Origin of the sequence: Kluyvera sp. Awk 3, assembly GCF_028069715.1 — a bacterium.
In the GTDB taxonomy this organism is placed as follows: domain Bacteria; phylum Pseudomonadota; class Gammaproteobacteria; order Enterobacterales; family Enterobacteriaceae; genus Kluyvera; species Kluyvera georgiana_A.
Window position 1 is genome coordinate 1 of the sequence record NZ_JANEWH010000102.1, and the last position, 16,453, is coordinate 16,453.

Annotated in this window: 16 protein-coding genes; 12 read left to right on the top strand and 4 right to left on the bottom strand. The window is 55.8% G+C overall.

The window, feature by feature from the left end:
* Nucleotides 1-139: 139 nt before the first annotated feature.
* Entirely contained in the window at nucleotides 140-3,667 is a 3,528-nt protein-coding gene (nifJ, locus tag NNN71_RS18210; RefSeq protein WP_271459062.1) for a pyruvate:ferredoxin (flavodoxin) oxidoreductase, read from the bottom strand.
* 308 nt (nucleotides 3,668-3,975) lie between these two features.
* Here nifJ and NNN71_RS18215 point away from each other — a divergent pair, with 308 nt between their 5' ends.
* Nucleotides 3,976-4,242, top strand: coding sequence for a putative hemolysin (locus NNN71_RS18215; protein WP_064545809.1), 267 nt, complete (start codon nucleotides 3,976-3,978; stop codon nucleotides 4,240-4,242).
* A gap of 3 nt (nucleotides 4,243-4,245) precedes the next feature.
* Here the strand turns inward: NNN71_RS18215 and hslJ are convergent, their stop codons facing one another.
* The gene (gene hslJ, locus NNN71_RS18220) at nucleotides 4,246-4,686 is read right to left on the bottom strand and encodes a heat shock protein HslJ (protein ID WP_223802517.1); all 441 of its coding nucleotides are present in this window, start codon (nucleotides 4,684-4,686) and stop codon (nucleotides 4,246-4,248) included.
* Between the two features lie 123 nt (nucleotides 4,687-4,809).
* On the bottom strand, nucleotides 4,810-5,799 hold the full coding sequence (locus NNN71_RS18225) for a 2-hydroxyacid dehydrogenase (protein WP_163447423.1): 990 nt from the start codon (nucleotides 5,797-5,799) through the stop codon (nucleotides 4,810-4,812).
* 310 nt (nucleotides 5,800-6,109) lie between these two features.
* On the opposite strand from NNN71_RS18225, the gene NNN71_RS18230 reads away from it, so the two are divergent.
* From NNN71_RS18230 to NNN71_RS18280, 11 genes are all read left to right on the top strand, one after another.
* Nucleotides 6,110-8,749 (top strand): YdbH family protein, encoded by a 2,640-nt coding sequence (locus NNN71_RS18230; protein WP_271459063.1) that lies wholly within the window; start codon nucleotides 6,110-6,112, stop codon nucleotides 8,747-8,749.
* Nucleotides 8,749-8,940 (top strand): YnbE family lipoprotein, encoded by a 192-nt coding sequence (locus NNN71_RS18235; protein ID WP_163447425.1) that lies wholly within the window; start codon nucleotides 8,749-8,751, stop codon nucleotides 8,938-8,940. Before NNN71_RS18230 ends, NNN71_RS18235 begins: the two co-directional genes overlap by 1 nt.
* Nucleotides 8,941-8,951: 11 nt before the next feature.
* Nucleotides 8,952-9,275, top strand: coding sequence for a YdbL family protein (locus tag NNN71_RS18240; protein WP_163447426.1), 324 nt, complete (start codon nucleotides 8,952-8,954; stop codon nucleotides 9,273-9,275).
* Between the two features lie 128 nt (nucleotides 9,276-9,403).
* Nucleotides 9,404-9,760, top strand: coding sequence for a purine nucleoside phosphoramidase (gene hinT / locus NNN71_RS18245; protein ID WP_163447427.1), 357 nt, complete (start codon nucleotides 9,404-9,406; stop codon nucleotides 9,758-9,760).
* 3 nt (nucleotides 9,761-9,763) lie between these two features.
* Nucleotides 9,764-10,138, top strand: a complete 375-nt coding sequence (locus NNN71_RS18250) for a YcfL family protein (protein WP_163447428.1) — start codon at nucleotides 9,764-9,766, stop codon at nucleotides 10,136-10,138.
* Nucleotides 10,139-10,160: 22 nt separating this feature from the next.
* On the top strand, nucleotides 10,161-10,799 hold the full coding sequence (lpoB, locus tag NNN71_RS18255; protein WP_223804181.1) for a penicillin-binding protein activator LpoB: 639 nt from the start codon (nucleotides 10,161-10,163) through the stop codon (nucleotides 10,797-10,799).
* Nucleotides 10,780-11,622 carry a thiamine kinase gene (gene thiK, locus NNN71_RS18260; RefSeq protein WP_223804182.1) on the top strand — a complete coding sequence of 281 codons (843 nt, stop codon included), beginning with the start codon at nucleotides 10,780-10,782 and terminating at the stop codon, nucleotides 11,620-11,622. The genes lpoB and thiK overlap by 20 nt, the downstream gene beginning before the upstream one ends.
* Nucleotides 11,610-12,635 carry a beta-N-acetylhexosaminidase gene (nagZ, locus tag NNN71_RS18265; protein ID WP_223802519.1) on the top strand — a complete coding sequence of 342 codons (1,026 nt, stop codon included), beginning with the start codon at nucleotides 11,610-11,612 and terminating at the stop codon, nucleotides 12,633-12,635. Before thiK ends, nagZ begins: the two co-directional genes overlap by 13 nt.
* A 38-nt stretch (nucleotides 12,636-12,673) precedes the next feature.
* On the top strand, nucleotides 12,674-13,216 hold the full coding sequence (gene ycfP / locus NNN71_RS18270; protein WP_163447431.1) for an alpha/beta hydrolase YcfP: 543 nt from the start codon (nucleotides 12,674-12,676) through the stop codon (nucleotides 13,214-13,216).
* Between the two features lie 272 nt (nucleotides 13,217-13,488).
* Nucleotides 13,489-14,793, top strand: coding sequence for an NAD(P)/FAD-dependent oxidoreductase (locus NNN71_RS18275; protein ID WP_271459064.1), 1,305 nt, complete (start codon nucleotides 13,489-13,491; stop codon nucleotides 14,791-14,793).
* 259 nt (nucleotides 14,794-15,052) lie between these two features.
* Nucleotides 15,053-15,589, top strand: coding sequence for a glycine zipper 2TM domain-containing protein (locus NNN71_RS18280; RefSeq protein ID WP_074398785.1), 537 nt, complete (start codon nucleotides 15,053-15,055; stop codon nucleotides 15,587-15,589).
* 57 nt (nucleotides 15,590-15,646) lie between these two features.
* On the opposite strand, the gene NNN71_RS18285 is transcribed toward NNN71_RS18280, so the two are convergent.
* Nucleotides 15,647-16,282: a TetR/AcrR family transcriptional regulator gene (locus NNN71_RS18285; RefSeq protein ID WP_163447433.1), complete on the bottom strand. Its 636-nt coding sequence runs from the start codon at nucleotides 16,280-16,282 to the stop codon at nucleotides 15,647-15,649.
* Nucleotides 16,283-16,453 lie beyond the last annotated feature (171 nt).

Consider the following 16,453-nt stretch of genomic DNA (forward strand, 5'->3'; position numbering starts at 1 on the left):
AGCTACGGTCGTTATATGCCTTTTTGTCACACAACGTATTTATGTTGCCGTGTGTCTTTAATATTTTTCGTCATCTTAAAATGACAAGCCCGAATTGATATTCGGGCTTTTTTATGGTTTGAGAATGACCTTAATTCGGTTATTCCTGCGGCGTCGGTTTTTCCGCCTTGCCGGCCATCATGGCGAGGAAGTCGTAGCGTTTTTGCAGATCCTCTGCCGCATCCTTCCATAGCTGTTCGGCGACGTCTGGTTGCTGGCTGTTCAAACGGCGGAAACGCTGTTCGTTCATTAACGTCTCGGCCAGCGCGTCTGACGGCGGACGGGAATCCAGCGCCAGCGGGATTTTACCTTCGTCGGCGCGACGTGGGTCGAAGCGGAACAGCGGCCAGAAGCCGGTAGCGGTAAGCTGGCGCATCTGATCGTGGCTGAGCGCCAGATCGTAACCGTGCTCTTCGCAAGGGCTGTAAGCGATAATAATCGACGGACCCGGATAGGACTCCGCTTCCTGAATCGCTTTCACCGTCTGGTTAAGCTGTGCGCCCAGTGAGATTTGCGCCACGTAGACATGACCATACATCATCATGCTGACGCCCAAATCTTTCCGTGCTTTACGTTTACCGTGCTCACCAAACTTGGTCACCGCGCCGAGTGGCGTCGCTTTTGAAGCCTGGCCGCCGGTGTTGGAATAGCATTGGGTATCGAGCACCAGAATATTGACGTTCTCGGTCAGGCTCATCACATGATCCAGACCGCCGAAGCCGATATCGTAGGCCCAGCCGTCGCCGCCAATCAGCCAGATAGACTTCTCGACCAGCGCGTCAGCATCGGTCAGCAGCTCTTCCGCACCTTCCACGCCGGTTAATGCGCTACGCAACGCAGCCACCTGTTCGCGGCGTAACTCTGGCGTGGCGTCCGTATGCAAAGCTTCGTTCAGCTCAGCAGGGATGTGTTCCGCAAAGCCGTCCAGCAGACGCATCACACGCTGGCGATGCTGATCGACCGTTAAACGGAAGCCCAAACCAAACTCGGCGTTATCTTCAAACAGCGAGTTAGCCCACGCTGGTCCGCGGCCGTTCGCGTCGGTGGTATATGGCGTAGATGGCAGGTTACCGCCGTAGATAGACGAACAGCCGGTGGCGTTGGCAATCAGCATACGGTCGCCGTACAGCTGCGTCAGCAGCTTGATATACGGTGTTTCACCGCAGCCAGAACAGGCGCCGGAGTATTCAAACAGCGGGGTGATCAACTGTGAAGTACGGATATCAATGCGTTCCAGTGCGGTGCGATCGATTTCCGGCAGGTCGAGGAAGAAGTCATAGTTCACTTTCTCTTCTTCAACATGCTCCAGACGCGACATCATATTGATGGCTTTGATCTCTGGGTTCTGACGGTCTTTCGCCGGGCATACCTCAACGCACAGGTTACAGCCGGTGCAGTCTTCCGGCGCGACCTGCAGGACATATTTCTGACCGCGCATATCGCGCGATTTCACGTCCAGTGAATGCAGAGACGCCGGGGCGTTTTCCATCGCGTCTGGTGAGACCACTTTTGCACGAATCGCCGAGTGCGGGCAGGCGGCCACGCAGTGGTTACACTGGGTGCAGAGATCTTCTTTCCAGATAGGGATCTCTTCTGCGATATTGCGTTTTTCCCAGCGCGTGGTACCGACCGGCCAGGTGCCATCCGGCGGCAGCGCGGACACCGGCAGGGCATCGCCGAGGCCAGCAAGCATGGCGGCAGTGACGGTTTTAACGAAGTCTGGCGCGGCGTCGGAAACCACCGGCGGGCGGTTTGGACTGCTGGCGTTGACAGGCTGTAGCGGCACTTCAAACAGGGATTCCCGGGCCAGCGCCAGCGCTTGCCAGTTACGCTCAACCAGATCCTGACCTTTGCTGCTATAGCTTTTCGCGATGGCGTTTTGCAGCTCCATCAGCGCGCTATCGCCCGGCAGAATTTGCGTGAGGTGGAAGAACGCCATCTGCATCACGGTATTAATACGTGCCGCCAGGCCACATTCACGGGCGATTTTGGCGGCGTTAATCACATAAAAGCGCGCGTGCTTCTGATTCAGCACCGCCTGCACTTCCTGCGGTAGTCGCACCCACACTTCATCGGCGCTGTAAGGCGTATTGAGCAGGAAAATACCGCCGGGCTTCAGGCGCTCGGCCATCTGGTATTTATCAATAAACTGTAGCTGGTGACAGCCGACAAAATCGGCCTGTGCGACGAGATAAGCAGAGCGAATCGGGTTATCGCTCACGCGCAGGTGCGAGACCGTCAGGCCACCGGCCTTTTTAGAGTCGTAGACGAAGTAACCCTGAGCAAACCACGGCGTAGAGTTACCGATAATTTTGATGTTGTTTTTGGTCGCCGACACGCTGCCGTCGCTGCCCAATCCGTAGAACAAGGCCTCCAGCCGCGCGTGAGATGGCAGGGTGTTTTCCATCTGCGGCAGGGAGAGGTTCGTGACATCATCATAAATACCGACGGTGAAGCGCGATTTTGGTTTCGCCTGCGACAGCTCGTGGAAAATCGAGAGCACGCAGTCCGGGCCGAACTCTTTTGACGACAGGCCATAGCGGCCGCCAATCACCCGCGGCAGCGTTTCACGTTCACCCTGGTTGAAAGCTTCCGCCAACGCGGTCATCACGTCAAGATACAGCGGCTCGGCCTGAGCGCCCGGCTCTTTGGTGCGGTCAAGCACCGCGACGCTGCGTACGCTTTCCGGCAGCGCCTGCAATAAATGTTTCGCCGAGAACGGACGATAGAGGCGCACTTTCAGCACGCCCACTTTTTCGCCGCGTGTCAGCAGTTCATCCACCACTTCTTCACAGGTGCCGATCGCCGACCCCATAATAACGATAACGCGTTCCGCCTGCGGATGGCCGTAATATTCATACGGTTTATAGCTGCGACCGGTGGCGTCGGCAAAATCATTCATCGCCTGCTCAACGTGATCGTAAACCGCGTTGTACCACGGGTTGGTGGCTTCACGAGACTGGAAGTAAGTGTCCGGGTTTGCGGAGGTACCGCGAATAACCGGATGCTCCGGGTTCAGGGCGCGGGCGCGGTGGGCGGCGATGTCTTCCTGCGGCAGCAGGCCGCGGATCGTATCGTCGGCCAGCGGCACGATTTTGTTAATCTCATGCGACGTGCGGAACCCGTCGAAGAAGTGAATAAACGGTACGCGGCTCTTGAGCGTCGCAATATGTGAAATCAGCGCAAAGTCCTGCGCTTCCTGCACGCTACCGGCGCACAGCATGGCGCAGCCGGTCTGGCGCACCGCCATCACGTCGGAATGGTCGCCAAAAATAGACAGCGCGTGGGTCGCGACGGTGCGCGCCGCTACATGCAGCACAAACGGAGTCAATTGCCCGGCCAGCTTATACAGCGTGGGGATCATCAGCAGGAGACCCTGCGATGAGGTAAATGAGGTCGACAGTGCGCCGGTCTGCAAGGCCCCGTGCACGGCAGCGATTGCCCCGGCTTCGGACTGCATCTCTACCACGCGTGGGACGTCGCCCCAAACGTTTTTAAGCCCGTTTCCCGCCCACGCGTCAGCCTGTTCAGCCATGGTTGAGCTCGGCGTGATCGGGTAAATGGCGATGACTTCACTGGTACGGAACGCAACCGAGGCGACTGCACCATTACCGTCAATTGTGATCATTGATATGACACCTTACATTGCGCAAAAAAGAGGTTCACGGGTTTACCCATCAACCGGGAATTTGTCCTTAATTGACACATCGCTCTTAGGGATGATGTTAAGTGAAGTTTAGCAAACCCGGCGCTGAATCATTTTTGCTTTTGTGTCCTTGGGGCGCGTCTGTATCAATGATACGAATGTTTTGAGCCACAAAATTGCGAGAAAATGTTTCTACAACGCATAAATGCGCACTTCGTCTCTCGACGGAGCGGCCAGCGCTGCCTATGATGCTTAGGTTTGTTCTTATTTTTGCGATACGGAGAGAAGAGATGCGAGCTGCGTTTTTAGTCGGGTGTGCGGCGCTATTATTATCCGCGTGCAGCAGTGAACCTGTTCAGCAGGCAACGGCGGCACACGTGACGCCGGGGATGCGAGCGGCAATGTCCAGCTCGGGCGAAGCGAACTGCGCGATGATAGGCGGGTCACTTTCCGCCGCGCGCCAGCTGGACGGCTCCAGTATCGGTATGTGCGCGCTGCCAAACGGTAAACGTTGCAGCGAACAGTCTCTTGCTACCGGCACCTGCGGCAGCTACTAAGCCTTAATGCATCAGATCGGCCAGGCGATAGACCAGCGTCTGGTCCGCTGTGGCGAGCGTCAGCTGTTGTTCGGTTAAATCAACCTGCGCGCCCTGACGCAGCATGTTGCTGAACGTGGCATCCAACTCATTAAGCTGGGCGTCGCTGCAAAGTTTGCGCGTCATGGCGAGCTCGCTCGTCTTTAGCTCGCCTTTGTGCAGGGTCGCGGTGCCGGAAAAGCCGTTACACATGTTGCCCGACACATAAATCTTTTCAAGAATCGGCTGCTTTTCGCCAAAGCTCAGTTCGAGTGGGGTGCCTTTGCTGCTCACCGTTTTACCGTTCACACTCTCTAAAACAAAGCGGTGATGCTGAAGCTGGTCAGCGTTCGTTGACATTTTGCTGTTGTAGACGCATCCAGAGAGAAGGGCGGCCGCAGCCAGCACGAAAAATACGTTCTTCATAGTACAGGACTTCTTATTAATAATTTGCAGTGTGAATATGTTTGAAGCATAACTGTACTGCGGGAGGTGTCTGTGGGGCTTATCCGAAAATGCTCCCCGACCGTAGCCGGGGAGTGTGGTGTATCAGGCGATAGCGTTAGGGCAGTCTGTGCCTGTGTCGATCTGCTGCAGGTTTTGCAGAGTGGTTTCTGAGATGCTGGTCAGTGCTTCAGCAGTCAGAAACGCCTGGTGGCCGGTGAACAGCACGTTGTGGCAGGCTGAGAGACGGCGGAATACGTCATCCTGGATGACATCGTTAGACTTATCTTCAAAGAACAGATCGCGCTCGTTCTCATATACGTCCATCCCCAGAGCGCCGATTTTCTGCGTTTTTAGGGCTTCAATCGCGGCCTGAGAGTCAATCAACGCCCCACGGCTGGTATTGACGATCATCACGCCATCTTTCATCTTCTCAAACGCGCTGGCGTTCAGCAGATGATAGTTCTCAGGGGTGAGCGGACAGTGCAGGGAAATCACGTCGGACTCGGCAAACAGTGTCGGCAGGTCGACATATTCAACCCCCAGCTCCAGCGCAGCAGCGCTAGGATACGGGTCAAACGCCAGCAGGCGCATACCAAAGCCTTTCAGAATACGCAGTGCGGCAACCCCGATTTTCCCGGTGCCAATCACGCCTGCGGTTTTACCGAACATGGTGAAGCCGGTCAGCCCTTCCAGCGAGAAGTTAGCATCACGCGTACGCTGATAGGCGCGGTGAATGCGGCGGTTCAATGTCATCATCAGCCCGATGGCGTGCTCGGCCACGGCTTCCGGATCGTAAGCGGGCACGCGAACCACGCGCAGACCCAGCTCTTTCGCTGCGTCGAGGTCGACGTTGTTGAAGCCCGCGCAGCGCAGCGCGATATACTTCACGCCGTTCTTTTTCAACTCTTCCAACACCGGACGGCTACCGTCGTCGTTAACGAAAATACAGACCGCTTCACAGCCATGGGCGGTTTTGGCGGTTTTTTCCGTTAACAGGAAATCAAAAAACTCAAGCTCAAAGCCATATGCCTGGTTAACATTTTGCAGGTACTTTTTGTCGTACTGCTTAGTACTGTAAACGGCGATTTTCATGAGACTTTTCTCCAATGATTTTAGAGTCAAGTTAGCATAATTCAAAAATTCTTACAAAATATAAAAATGTTTTGAAAGCTAAGGATTCGTAAAGAAACTCCCTTCAGTATACCCGCTTTAAATGGGGGCGCGAATGACGGTTCTCAATCAGAATCAACTGAAATCCCTCACGTTTTATTTTGCAGCAGCTATTCTTAAAACATCACAGCGGCTTTCACTCTCTGGTCTGACATGACACAATATGCGCCTTTGGACTGCCCGCTGCGCGGTCTGGCATCACCGCTTGTTCAATCAGGATATGACTGCACCCATGAAGGGTAAATATAAAGCCATTATTGCGCTACTCCTGCTTTTAGTACTTCTGCCGCTCACATTGCTGATGACGCTAGGGTACTGGGTTCCTACGCTGGTGGGTATCTGGCTTCCGGCAGGCACGCGTATTGCGCTTAACGAAAGCCCTCGGCTGACGCGTTCGGCCCTGCACATTCCCGATTTGCGCTATCTGGCGGGGGATTGCGAACTGGCGACCCTGAAAGACGTGACTCTGTCACATCCAAGCCGCTGGCGACTGCACGCCGCATCGGCCAACCTCAATTCTCTGTGCTTTAGCAAGCTGCCGCAAAACGATACGGTTCCCGGCGCGCCGCGCACGCTGGCGGAATGGCAGTCGATGTTACCCAACACCTGGCTGACCATCGACGCGCTCAGCGTCACGCCGTGGGAAAAATGGCAGGGCAAGCTCAAGGTTTCACTGACATCTCAGCGGCAGGATGTGGAATATACGGGCGAACAGGTTGGTCTGCGCGCACGATTGCATGGGCAGGCGCTGACGGTAAACGAATTTCACGCCAGCCTGATCGACGGAGAGCCGCCGGTTAAATTACTCGGTGAGTTCACGATGCCGCTGGTGCCGGACGGGTTACCGGTAAAAGGGCACCTCGAGTCTACCTTCCAGGTGCCGCAGGTGCCTTCGCTGGTTGATGCGGAACTCAACTGGGACGGCAATCAGGGGCAACTGGTGATGATGGCGCGCGGCGAGGACGATCCCTTAGTCGATCTGCCCTGGACGTTAACGGAACAACTGCTCACCATCAGCGATGGGCGCTGGAACTGGCCGTATCAGGCAGGTATCCCGCTCAGCGGCCGCGTGGGGGTGACGCTCGAAAACTGGCAACAGGGCGTGGATAAAACGCAGGTGACCGGCCGCCTTAGTGTTCTGACCGCGGGAGATGCCGGGAAAGGCGTGGCGGTACTGAACGTCGGGCCGGGCGTGCTGAGCATGGATAACAGCGACATGCCGCTGCAACTGGTGGGGGAAGCGAAACAGGGCGATCTGATCTTTTACGCAAAACTGCCCGCCCACCTTAGCGGCCCGCTGGTTACCCCAGTACTGGCGTTCCAGCCGGGCGCATTGCTGCGTTCGCGCGGGCGAGTGATCGATGCGCTAAATATTGATGAAGTGCGCTGGCCGCTGGCGGGGGTGAAAATTTCAACGCAGGGCATTGACGGACGCCTACAGGCCATTCTGCGCGCGCATGAGCAGCAGACCGGGGATTTTGTGCTGCACCTGGACGGCCAGGCTGACAATTTCATGCCCGATAAAGGTACCTGGCGCTGGCGCTATTGGGGGGACGGCCACTTTACGCCGATGCAGGCGCGCTGGGATGTGACCGGGACCGGCGAGTGGCGTGACAGCGCCATTGTGTTGAATACGCTCTCTACCGGCTTCGATAAGCTGCAATATGGCACCATGACCATTGATAAGCCGCGTCTCAAGCTGGAACAACCCATTCACTGGATCCGCGATGAACAACATCCTTCCTTTAGAGGTGCGCTGGCGCTTGATGCCAGCGAAACGCGCTTTACCGGCGGCAGCATGCTGCCCGCCTCGGCGCTGACGTTTAGCGTGGAAGGGCGCGATCCGACCTTCTTCCAGTTTAAAGGTGACCTGAAGGCCCAGGCAATTGGGCCGGTGCGGGTGACGGGACGCTGGGACGGCGAGCGTTTACGTGGCCAGGCGTGGTGGCCAAAACAGTCGCTGGAGGTATTCCAGCCGCTGGTGCCGCCGGACTGGAAAATGAAGCTGCGCGACGGTTCGCTGTACGCGCAGGTTGCGTTCTCTGCCGCCGCCGGGCAAGGATTTGAGGCCGGTGGTCACGGCGTGCTACACAACGGTAGCGCGTGGATGCCAGATAACGAGATCAACGGCGTCGATTTTGTGCTGCCGTTTCGCTTAAAGGCAGGCGTCTGGCAGCTGGGAACGCGACGACCGGTATCGCTGCGCATTGCGGAAATTATTAACCAGGTCACTGCACGCAACGTAACCGCCGATCTTCAGGGTACCTGGCCGTGGAGTGAAGAGGCGCCGCTGCAGCTGAGCGATGTCAGCGTGGATGTGCTGGGTGGGAAGGTCACGATGCAGCAGCTGCGCATGCCGCAGCGCGACGCCGCGCTTCTGCGCTTACAACATATTTCTACCAGCGAACTGGTGAGCGCGGTGAACCCGAAACAGTTTGCCATGTCCGGCCCGGTTGACGGCGCGCTGCCGCTGTGGCTGAACGACAGCAAATGGATTATTAAGGACGGCTGGCTGCATAATCCCGGCCCGATGACGCTGCGCCTGGATAAAGACACCGCGGACGCGGTTGCCGACGATAATATCGCCGCGGGCGCGGCAATCAACTGGCTACGCTATATGGAAATCTCCCGCTCGTGGACGCGGATTAATCTCGATAGTCTGGGTATGCTGACGCTGCAGGCGATGGTGACCGGTACCGGGGTGATGGACGAGAAACGCAGTACGGTGCGTCTGAATTACACGCACCAGGAGAATGTTTTTGATTTGTGGCGAAGCCTGCGCTTTGGCGACAAACTTCAGTCATGGCTTGAGCAACACGCGACCCTTCCCGGCGTACCGTGTCGCAGCGGCACGGAATGTAAGGAGCACTAATGAAATTATCCATCGCCATCCTGGGGATCGCGGCAACGGCACTGTTATCAGGCTGCGTACCGCGCATTGAGGTGGCTGCGCCGAAAGAACCGATTACCATCAATATGAACGTTAAGATTGAGCACGAGATCCGCATCAAGGCCGATAAGGACGTTGAGGATCTGCTGAAATCGCGTAGCGACTTATTCTGAGGGCCGCCACCATGAGAAAAATGCGCATTATCGCGGTTCTGCTGTTGGGGCTGTTTAGCGTTCAGGCGTTCGCGTTAACGCTGTCAGAGGCGAGAACACAGGGCCGGGTAGGGGAAACGCAGGGTGGCTATCTGGCGGCGCTGGCTAAGGACAGCGAAACGTTGGCGCTAGTGAAGAACATTAATCAGGCCCGCAGCGAAAGCTATCAGCAGCTGGCGTTGAGCAACAATCTCTCTCAGCAGGAGGTAGCACGGCTGGCGGGGAAAAAGCTGATCGATAAAGCGCTGCCGGGTGAATACGTGCAGGGCATTAACGGCCAGTGGGTGCGTAAGTAACGACCAGAGGTAAGAAAAATCGTATTACGGTTGAAAGAAGTGGCGTAACTCGCTCATACTCTGGCATCTAACCTGTTCGTCGGCAACGATTTTACCGACGGCATATGAGAATAATAAAGGAATTCCGTATGGCAGAAGAAACCATTTTCAGCAAAATTATTCGTCGTGAAATCCCGTCGGATATGGTGTATCAGGACGAGCTGGTTACCGCGTTTCGCGATATCTCTCCGCAGGCGCCGACGCATATTCTGATTATCCCCAATACCTTGATTGCCACCACCAACGACGTCACCGCCGAGCATGAGCAGGCGCTGGGGCGCATGATTACCGTGGCGGCGAAAATTGCACAACAGGAAGGGATTGCCGAAGACGGCTATCGTCTGATCATGAACTGCAATCGCCATGGCGGGCAGGAAGTTTACCACATTCATATGCACCTGCTGGGCGGCCGCCCGCTGGGGCCGATGCTGGCGCATAAAGGCTAATCTATGAAATCGGCATGTCTGGGTCTTTTGTTAGGTACGGTGCTGCTGAGCGGGTGTCATTCGCGCCCGGAAATCGCCGTCAGTGAACAGCAGACGCTGGTGATGGAGTCTAACGTTCTGGCGGCAGGTATCAGCGCGGAAAAGCCTGAGCTAACGTCGTCGGATATACAGGCGACCGCCAGCGCAAAACTGTTCAACGAAAGGCGGCAGCCGGTCACCGTTCACTATCGTTTTTATTGGTATGACGCCAGAGGGCTGGAAATGCACCCGCTGGAAGCGCCGCGCAGCATTACGATTCCCGCAATGGGGTCGGTCACGCTGTACGGGACTGCTAACGGTTTAGGGGCGCATAAAGCCCGACTTTATCTTTATCTGTGAGGGGTAAACTGGAATGAGTAAATTGGGTCGCTATGCGTTGATGGCCTCGCTGGCACTGATACTGGCAGGGTGTGCGGTGCGCGAACAACCGGCACCAGTCGATACGGCGAATCCGCAGCAGCCACAACAGCCTGCTGAGCCGCAGCAGCCGGTGCCAACGGTACCGAGCGTGCCGACGATTCCGCAGCAGCCAGGTCCGATTGAGCACGGCGGTGAAACGCCTGCGCAGCCCACGCCGCGCGTACGGCACTATGACTGGAACGGCGCAGCACAGCCGCTGGTTGGCAAAATGCTGCAAACCGGCGGCGTAACCGCGGGCAGCATTTTGCTGGTCGACAGCGTTAACAACCGTACCAACGGGTCGTTGAACTCCGGGGAAGCGACTACCGCGCTGCGTAACGCGCTGGCAGGTAACGGCAAGTTTACCCTGGTGTCGGCCCAACAGCTGGCGGTGGCTAAGCAGCAGTTAGGACTGTCGCCGCAGGACAGCCTGGGTTCGCGCAGTAAAGCGATGGGCATTGCCCGTAATGTGGGAGCTCAGTACGTGCTCTACTCTAACGCTACCGGCAACGTGAACGCGCCGACGCTGCAAATGCAGCTGATGCTGGTACAAACCGGTGAGATCGTCTGGTCAGGTAAAGGTGCGGTTGCGCAACAGTAAGCTTTCGCGTGACGCACTGCTGTCACGTGAATTTCCGCACTATCACATCGTCGCCAGCCCCGAATACGCGGGGCTGAGCGGCAGCAGCTGTATTCTTCAACACGGTGAACGGCGGCTGGTACTGCGTCAGCATCATGCGCCCGACGCGCCGGAACACGAATTCCTCCGTCAATATCACGCCCTTCGTCAGCTACCCGCCACGCTGGCGCCAAAGCCTGTTTTTTATACGCGCGGCTGGATGGCAGTTGATTTTTTAGCCGGAGAGATCAAAAGCGTGCTTCCGGCGCATCAACCGCTGGCGACTCTCCTGTATGATTTGCATCAGCAGCCCCGATTTGGCTGGCGGCTGGCGCTCTTACCTTTGTTAGAACGGTACTGGCAGCAGTGCAGTCCGTCACGACGCACGCCTTTCTGGCTGCGCAGCTTACAACGGCTGCGCCAGCGGAAGGAGCCGCGACCGTTGCGCCTGGCACCGCTGCATATGGATGTCCACGCTGGCAATATTGTGCACGCCGAAGGCGGTTTAAGGCTCATCGACTGGGAATACGCTGGCGACGGCGATATTGCGCTGGAGCTGGCGGCGGTGTGGATGCCGGACAATCAACAACGCTATCAACTGATTGAGGCCTATGCCAGGCTGGCACATATGTCCCCGGACGCCCTGTGGCAACAGACATTACGCTGGCGTCCGTGGGTGCTGATGCTGATGGCGGGCTGGTTCGAGTGTCGCTGGCAACAGACCGGTGACGAACAATTTATCACGCTGGCCAATGAAATCTGGCAGCAGCTTAAGAACAAAAAGGAGGCCGTGTGGGGCCAGTAATGTTGGATGTGGAAGGCTACGAGCTGGATGCCGAAGAACGTGAGATTCTGGCGCACCCGCTGGTTGGCGGTTTAATTCTGTTTACCCGTAATTACCACGACCCCGAGCAGCTTCGTGAACTGGTTCGCCAGATTCGCAGCGCCTCGCGTAACCGACTGGTGGTGGCTGTTGACCAGGAAGGGGGCCGCGTACAGCGTTTCCGCGAAGGGTTCACCCGTTTACCGGCCGCACAGTCGTTTGCCGCGGTGCTGGGGGAAGAGGACGGTGGCCGGATGGCGGTCGATGCGGGCTGGCTGATGGCCAGTGAGATGATCGCGATGGATATTGATATCAGCTTCGCGCCGGTATTAGACGTGGGCCACATCTGTACCGCCATTGGCGAGCGTTCTTATCATGCGGACCCGCAGAAAGCGCTGCTGATGGCGCGTCATTTTATTGACGGCATGCACGCTGCCGGGATGAAAACCACGGGTAAACATTTCCCAGGCCATGGCGCGGTCACTGCCGATTCGCACAAAGAGACGCCGCACGATCCGCGTCCGGAAGCGGAAATCCGCGGGAAAGACATGGCGGTGTTTAAAACGCTGATTAGCGAAAATGCGCTCGACGCCATTATGCCGGCGCACGTCATTTACGACGCCGTTGATCCGCGTCCTGCCAGCGGCTCTGCGCACTGGCTGAAGACCGTGCTGCGCGGCGAGTTGGGTTTTGAGGGCGTGATTTTCTCTGACGACCTTTCAATGGAAGGCGCGGCGATTATGGGCAGCTATGCTGAACGCGGCCAGGCATCGCTCGACGCAGGTTGCGATATGATCCTCGTCTGCAATAATCGTAAAGGTGCGGTGAGCGTGCTGGATAACCTGTCGCCGATCAACGCAGAGCGTGTTACGAAGTTGTATCATAAAGGTTCATTTAGCCGTCAGGAACTGATGGACTCCGCCCGCTGGAAAACAGTTAGCGCTCAGCTGGAGCAACTCCACGAACGCTGGCAGGAAGTGAAGGCTGGTCATTAACCCTCCCGGTGTGGGAGTAATGGTGTGGTGAGGACGCAATGATTATCTATTTACACGGTTTTGACTCCAATAGCCCTGGTAACCATGAGAAAGTGCTGCAACTGCAGTTTATCGACCCGGATGTGCGGTTGATTAGCTACAGCACGCGGCACCCCAAGCATGACATGCAGCATCTGCTGAAAGAAGTCGACAAAATGCTGCAGTTGAATGCCGATGAGCGGCCGCTGATTTGCGGCGTAGGGCTGGGCGGCTACTGGGCGGAGCGAATTGGTTTTCTGTGCGATATTCGCCAGGTGATGTTTAACCCGAACCTGTTCCCGAACGAGAATATGGACGGCAAGATCGATCGCCCGGAAGAGTACGTGGATATTGCCACCAAATGTGTGAACAACTTCCGCGAGAAGAACCGTGACCGTTGCCTGGCCATTCTCTCTCGCCACGACGATGCGCTTGATAGCCAGCGTTCAGCAGACGTGCTGCATCACTACTATGAGATCATCTGGGACGAAGAGCAGGGTCATAAGTTTAAAAACATTTCGCCGCATCTGCAGCGGATTAAAGCGTTCAAAACGTTAGGCTAAATTTTCGTCTGAGAAGCCCCGGCAGCTTTAAGTTGCCGGGGCTTTTTTTGTTAATTTTTAACCCCGCTGACTCCCATTTCGCTCACCGCAATGCCGTTCGCTCAACTTCTGCGCGATAAAACTTGATACACATCAATTTTGGTATGACCAATGCACCATTCATGTTATTCTCATTGCAGCTGAATGGTTTCTTGTGAGTAACTTGTTGTTAACTAAGAGCTAAATTAATAACTTTTAATTAACAATTGGTTAATAAATTTTAAGGGGGTCTCGTGACTACGCCAATGAAGAAAATTGTAATTGTAGGTGGCGGCGCTGGCGGCCTGGAACTGGCTACTCAGCTGGGTCGCAAGCTTGGCCGGAGTAAAAAAGCGAAAATTACGCTGGTGGATCGCAACCATAGCCACCTGTGGAAACCGTTGTTGCACGAGGTGGCGACCGGTTCTCTGGATGAAGGTGTCGATGCGCTGAGCTATCTGGCACATGCGCGTAATCATCACTTCCAGTTCCAGCTGGGCTCGGTGATGGATATCAACCGCGAAGCGAAAACCATCACCCTGGCAGAACTGCGTGATGAGAAGGGCGAACTGCTGGTGCCTGAGCGCAAGCTGGCGTACGACACGCTGGTGATGGCGTTGGGCAGCACCTCAAACGACTTCAACACCCCGGGCGTGAAAGAGCACTGTATCTTCCTCGATAACCCGCACCAGGCGCGTCGTTTCCACCAGGAAATGCTGAACCTGTTCCTGAAATATTCCGCTAACCTGGGCGCGAACGGCAAGGTGAATATCGCCATTGTTGGCGGCGGGGCGACCGGTGTTGAGCTGTCCGCTGAACTGCACAACGCGGTGAAACAGCTCCACAGCTATGGCTACAAAGGGCTGAATAACGAAGCGCTGAACGTCACGCTGGTGGAAGCCGGTGAACGTATTCTGCCTGCGTTGCCGCCGCGCATTTCCGGCGCTGCGCACAGCGAGTTGACTAAAATGGGTGTACGCGTGCTGACCCAGACGATGGTGACCAGTGCCGATGAAGGCGGTCTGCACACGAAAGATGGCGAATATATTCAGGCCGATCTGATGGTATGGGCGGCGGGCATTAAAGCGCCAGATTTCATGAAAGAGATCGGCGGCCTGGAAACTAACCGCATCAATCAGCTGGTGGTTGAGCCGACGCTGCAAACCACCCGCGATCAGGATATCTACGCTATCGGCGACTGTGCTTCTTGCGCCCGTCCGGAAGGGGGCTTTGTGCCGCCGCGCGCCCAGGCTGCGCACCAGATGGCGACCTGTGCGCTGAACAACATTCTGGCGCAGATTAAGGGTAAAGAGCTGAAGCCGTATACCTATAAGGATCACGGTTCACTGGTATCACTCTCCAACTATTCAACCGTCGGCAGCCTGATGGGTAACCTGATGCGTGGTTCGATGATGATCGAAGGGCGTATCGCGCGTATGGTCTATATCTCGCTGTACCGTATGCACCAGATTGCGCTGCACGGTTACGTGAAAACCGGCCTGATGATGCTGGTGGGCAGTATCAACCGGGTGATCCGTCCGCGACTGAAACTGCACTAATCGCGTTTTAAGGCTCCCGGCCTGCATGTTGTTATGCATGTAGGCCGGATAAGCGCAGCGCCATCCGGCAATGTGCGCCAATGTTCCGCCCAAAGCGCTGCGCTTATCAGCGCTTTCAATTGTTACCTGTCTCTACCTTCAGAATTCTCTCAAACATCTCTAATCCCACATAAAATCCTGCTTTTGAGTTTTTGTCTGATAGTCATGGTTTGACTTAAGTTGCACAATTGTTAGCAATAGCAACAAAGGAGGAAGTCCCGTGAATAAATCAATGTTGGCGGGTATTGGTATTGGCGTTGCAGCTGCTCTCGGGGTTGCCGCCGTAGCGAGCATGAACGTATTCGATCGTGGCCCGCAGTATGCGCAGGTGATCTCCGCTACGCCAATCAAGGAAACCGTTAAAAACCCGCGTCAGGAGTGCCGCAACGTGACGGTTACGCACCGTCGTCCGGTACAGGATGAAAACCGCATCGCCGGATCGGTGCTGGGCGCCGTTGCCGGTGGGGTCATCGGGCACCAGTTTGGTGGCGGTCGCGGTAAAGATGTTGCAACCGTCGTCGGTGCTTTAGGCGGCGGCTATGCAGGTAACCAGGTGCAGGGTGCGATGCAGAATAACGACACCTACACCACGACGGAGCAGCGTTGTAAAACAGTGTACGACAAGTCTGAGAAAACGCTCGGATATGATGTGACCTACAAAATCGGCGACCAGCAGGGCAAAATCCGTATGGATAAACAGCCCGGAAGCCAGATCCCGCTGGATAGCAATGGTCAGCTGGTACTGAATAAAGCCTAAAAAAGTGTGAGTGTGCTGATTCGCCCCTCCGTCTCCCAGACTGAGGGGCGTTTTTTTTTATACGGCAATCATCTGTGGCCAGAGGCGAAGGGTGGTTTCGGTAATCTGCATCAGCGTTTCAAAGCTCGCCCCTTCACGGGCGCTAATCGACATTCCCTGCAAAATACAGCTCAGAAACTGCGCCAGCTCGGCGACGTTTTTTTCTGCCGGGATTTCCCCGCGCGCCTGACGCAGCTGTAAGAACTTGTATAACGTCTGTTCCTGCACCGCGTGACGCGACTTAATGGTCTTCGCAATTTCTTTGGAAGAGGCGGCAAGGGCGGCAGACGTGTTGATCATAAAGCAGCCCGCCGGCGTGTCTTTGCTGGTAAAGCAGGTGGCGACGGCAGTGAAATAGTGGCGAAGCGCCTCCAGCAGCGTCTGGTCTTCACAGAACAGACAGGCTTCATTTTTCGACGCAAAACGGCTGATGTAGTGATCGAGTACGGCGCGGAAGAGCCCCTCTTTATTCACAAATTCAGCGTACAGCGTCGGCGCCTTGGCGCCGGTGGCTTCGACAAGATCGGAAAGCGATGTTGCTTCATAGCCATACTGCCAGAACAGCGTCATGGCTTTATCCAACGCCGCTTCCCGGTCGAATACTTTAGGTCGACCACGGCCTTTTTTCGCGCAACTTTGCGTGTCAGTTGTCATCGTGCCGCCTACCTCAGTCGGTGTTTAGTGAATGCTCATTATAAAAATAATTATCGGCGGGGGCCAGCGCTTCCGTCGCAAAAAAGAATTCAACATATTCATATGAAAAATATATGAATTCTAATTAAATAAATGATCGTTATAAAAATCCGTTGACGTGTGACCTGGATC

Coding starts and splice junctions, on each gene's coding strand:
- nifJ (WP_271459062.1), bottom strand. CDS start 3,667: ATGATCACAATTGACGGTAATGGTGCAGTCGCCTCGGTTGCGTTCCGT.
- NNN71_RS18285 (WP_163447433.1), bottom strand. CDS start 16,282: ATGACAACTGACACGCAAAGTTGCGCGAAAAAAGGCCGTGGTCGACCT.
- hinT (WP_163447427.1), top strand. CDS start 9,404: ATGGCAGAAGAAACCATTTTCAGCAAAATTATTCGTCGTGAAATCCCG.
- ycfP (WP_163447431.1), top strand. CDS start 12,674: ATGATTATCTATTTACACGGTTTTGACTCCAATAGCCCTGGTAACCAT.
- NNN71_RS18235 (WP_163447425.1), top strand. CDS start 8,749: ATGAAATTATCCATCGCCATCCTGGGGATCGCGGCAACGGCACTGTTA.
- NNN71_RS18215 (WP_064545809.1), top strand. CDS start 3,976: ATGCGAGCTGCGTTTTTAGTCGGGTGTGCGGCGCTATTATTATCCGCG.
- NNN71_RS18225 (WP_163447423.1), bottom strand. CDS start 5,799: ATGAAAATCGCCGTTTACAGTACTAAGCAGTACGACAAAAAGTACCTG.
- NNN71_RS18230 (WP_271459063.1), top strand. CDS start 6,110: ATGAAGGGTAAATATAAAGCCATTATTGCGCTACTCCTGCTTTTAGTA.
- hslJ (WP_223802517.1), bottom strand. CDS start 4,686: ATGAAGAACGTATTTTTCGTGCTGGCTGCGGCCGCCCTTCTCTCTGGA.
- NNN71_RS18240 (WP_163447426.1), top strand. CDS start 8,952: ATGAGAAAAATGCGCATTATCGCGGTTCTGCTGTTGGGGCTGTTTAGC.
- NNN71_RS18250 (WP_163447428.1), top strand. CDS start 9,764: ATGAAATCGGCATGTCTGGGTCTTTTGTTAGGTACGGTGCTGCTGAGC.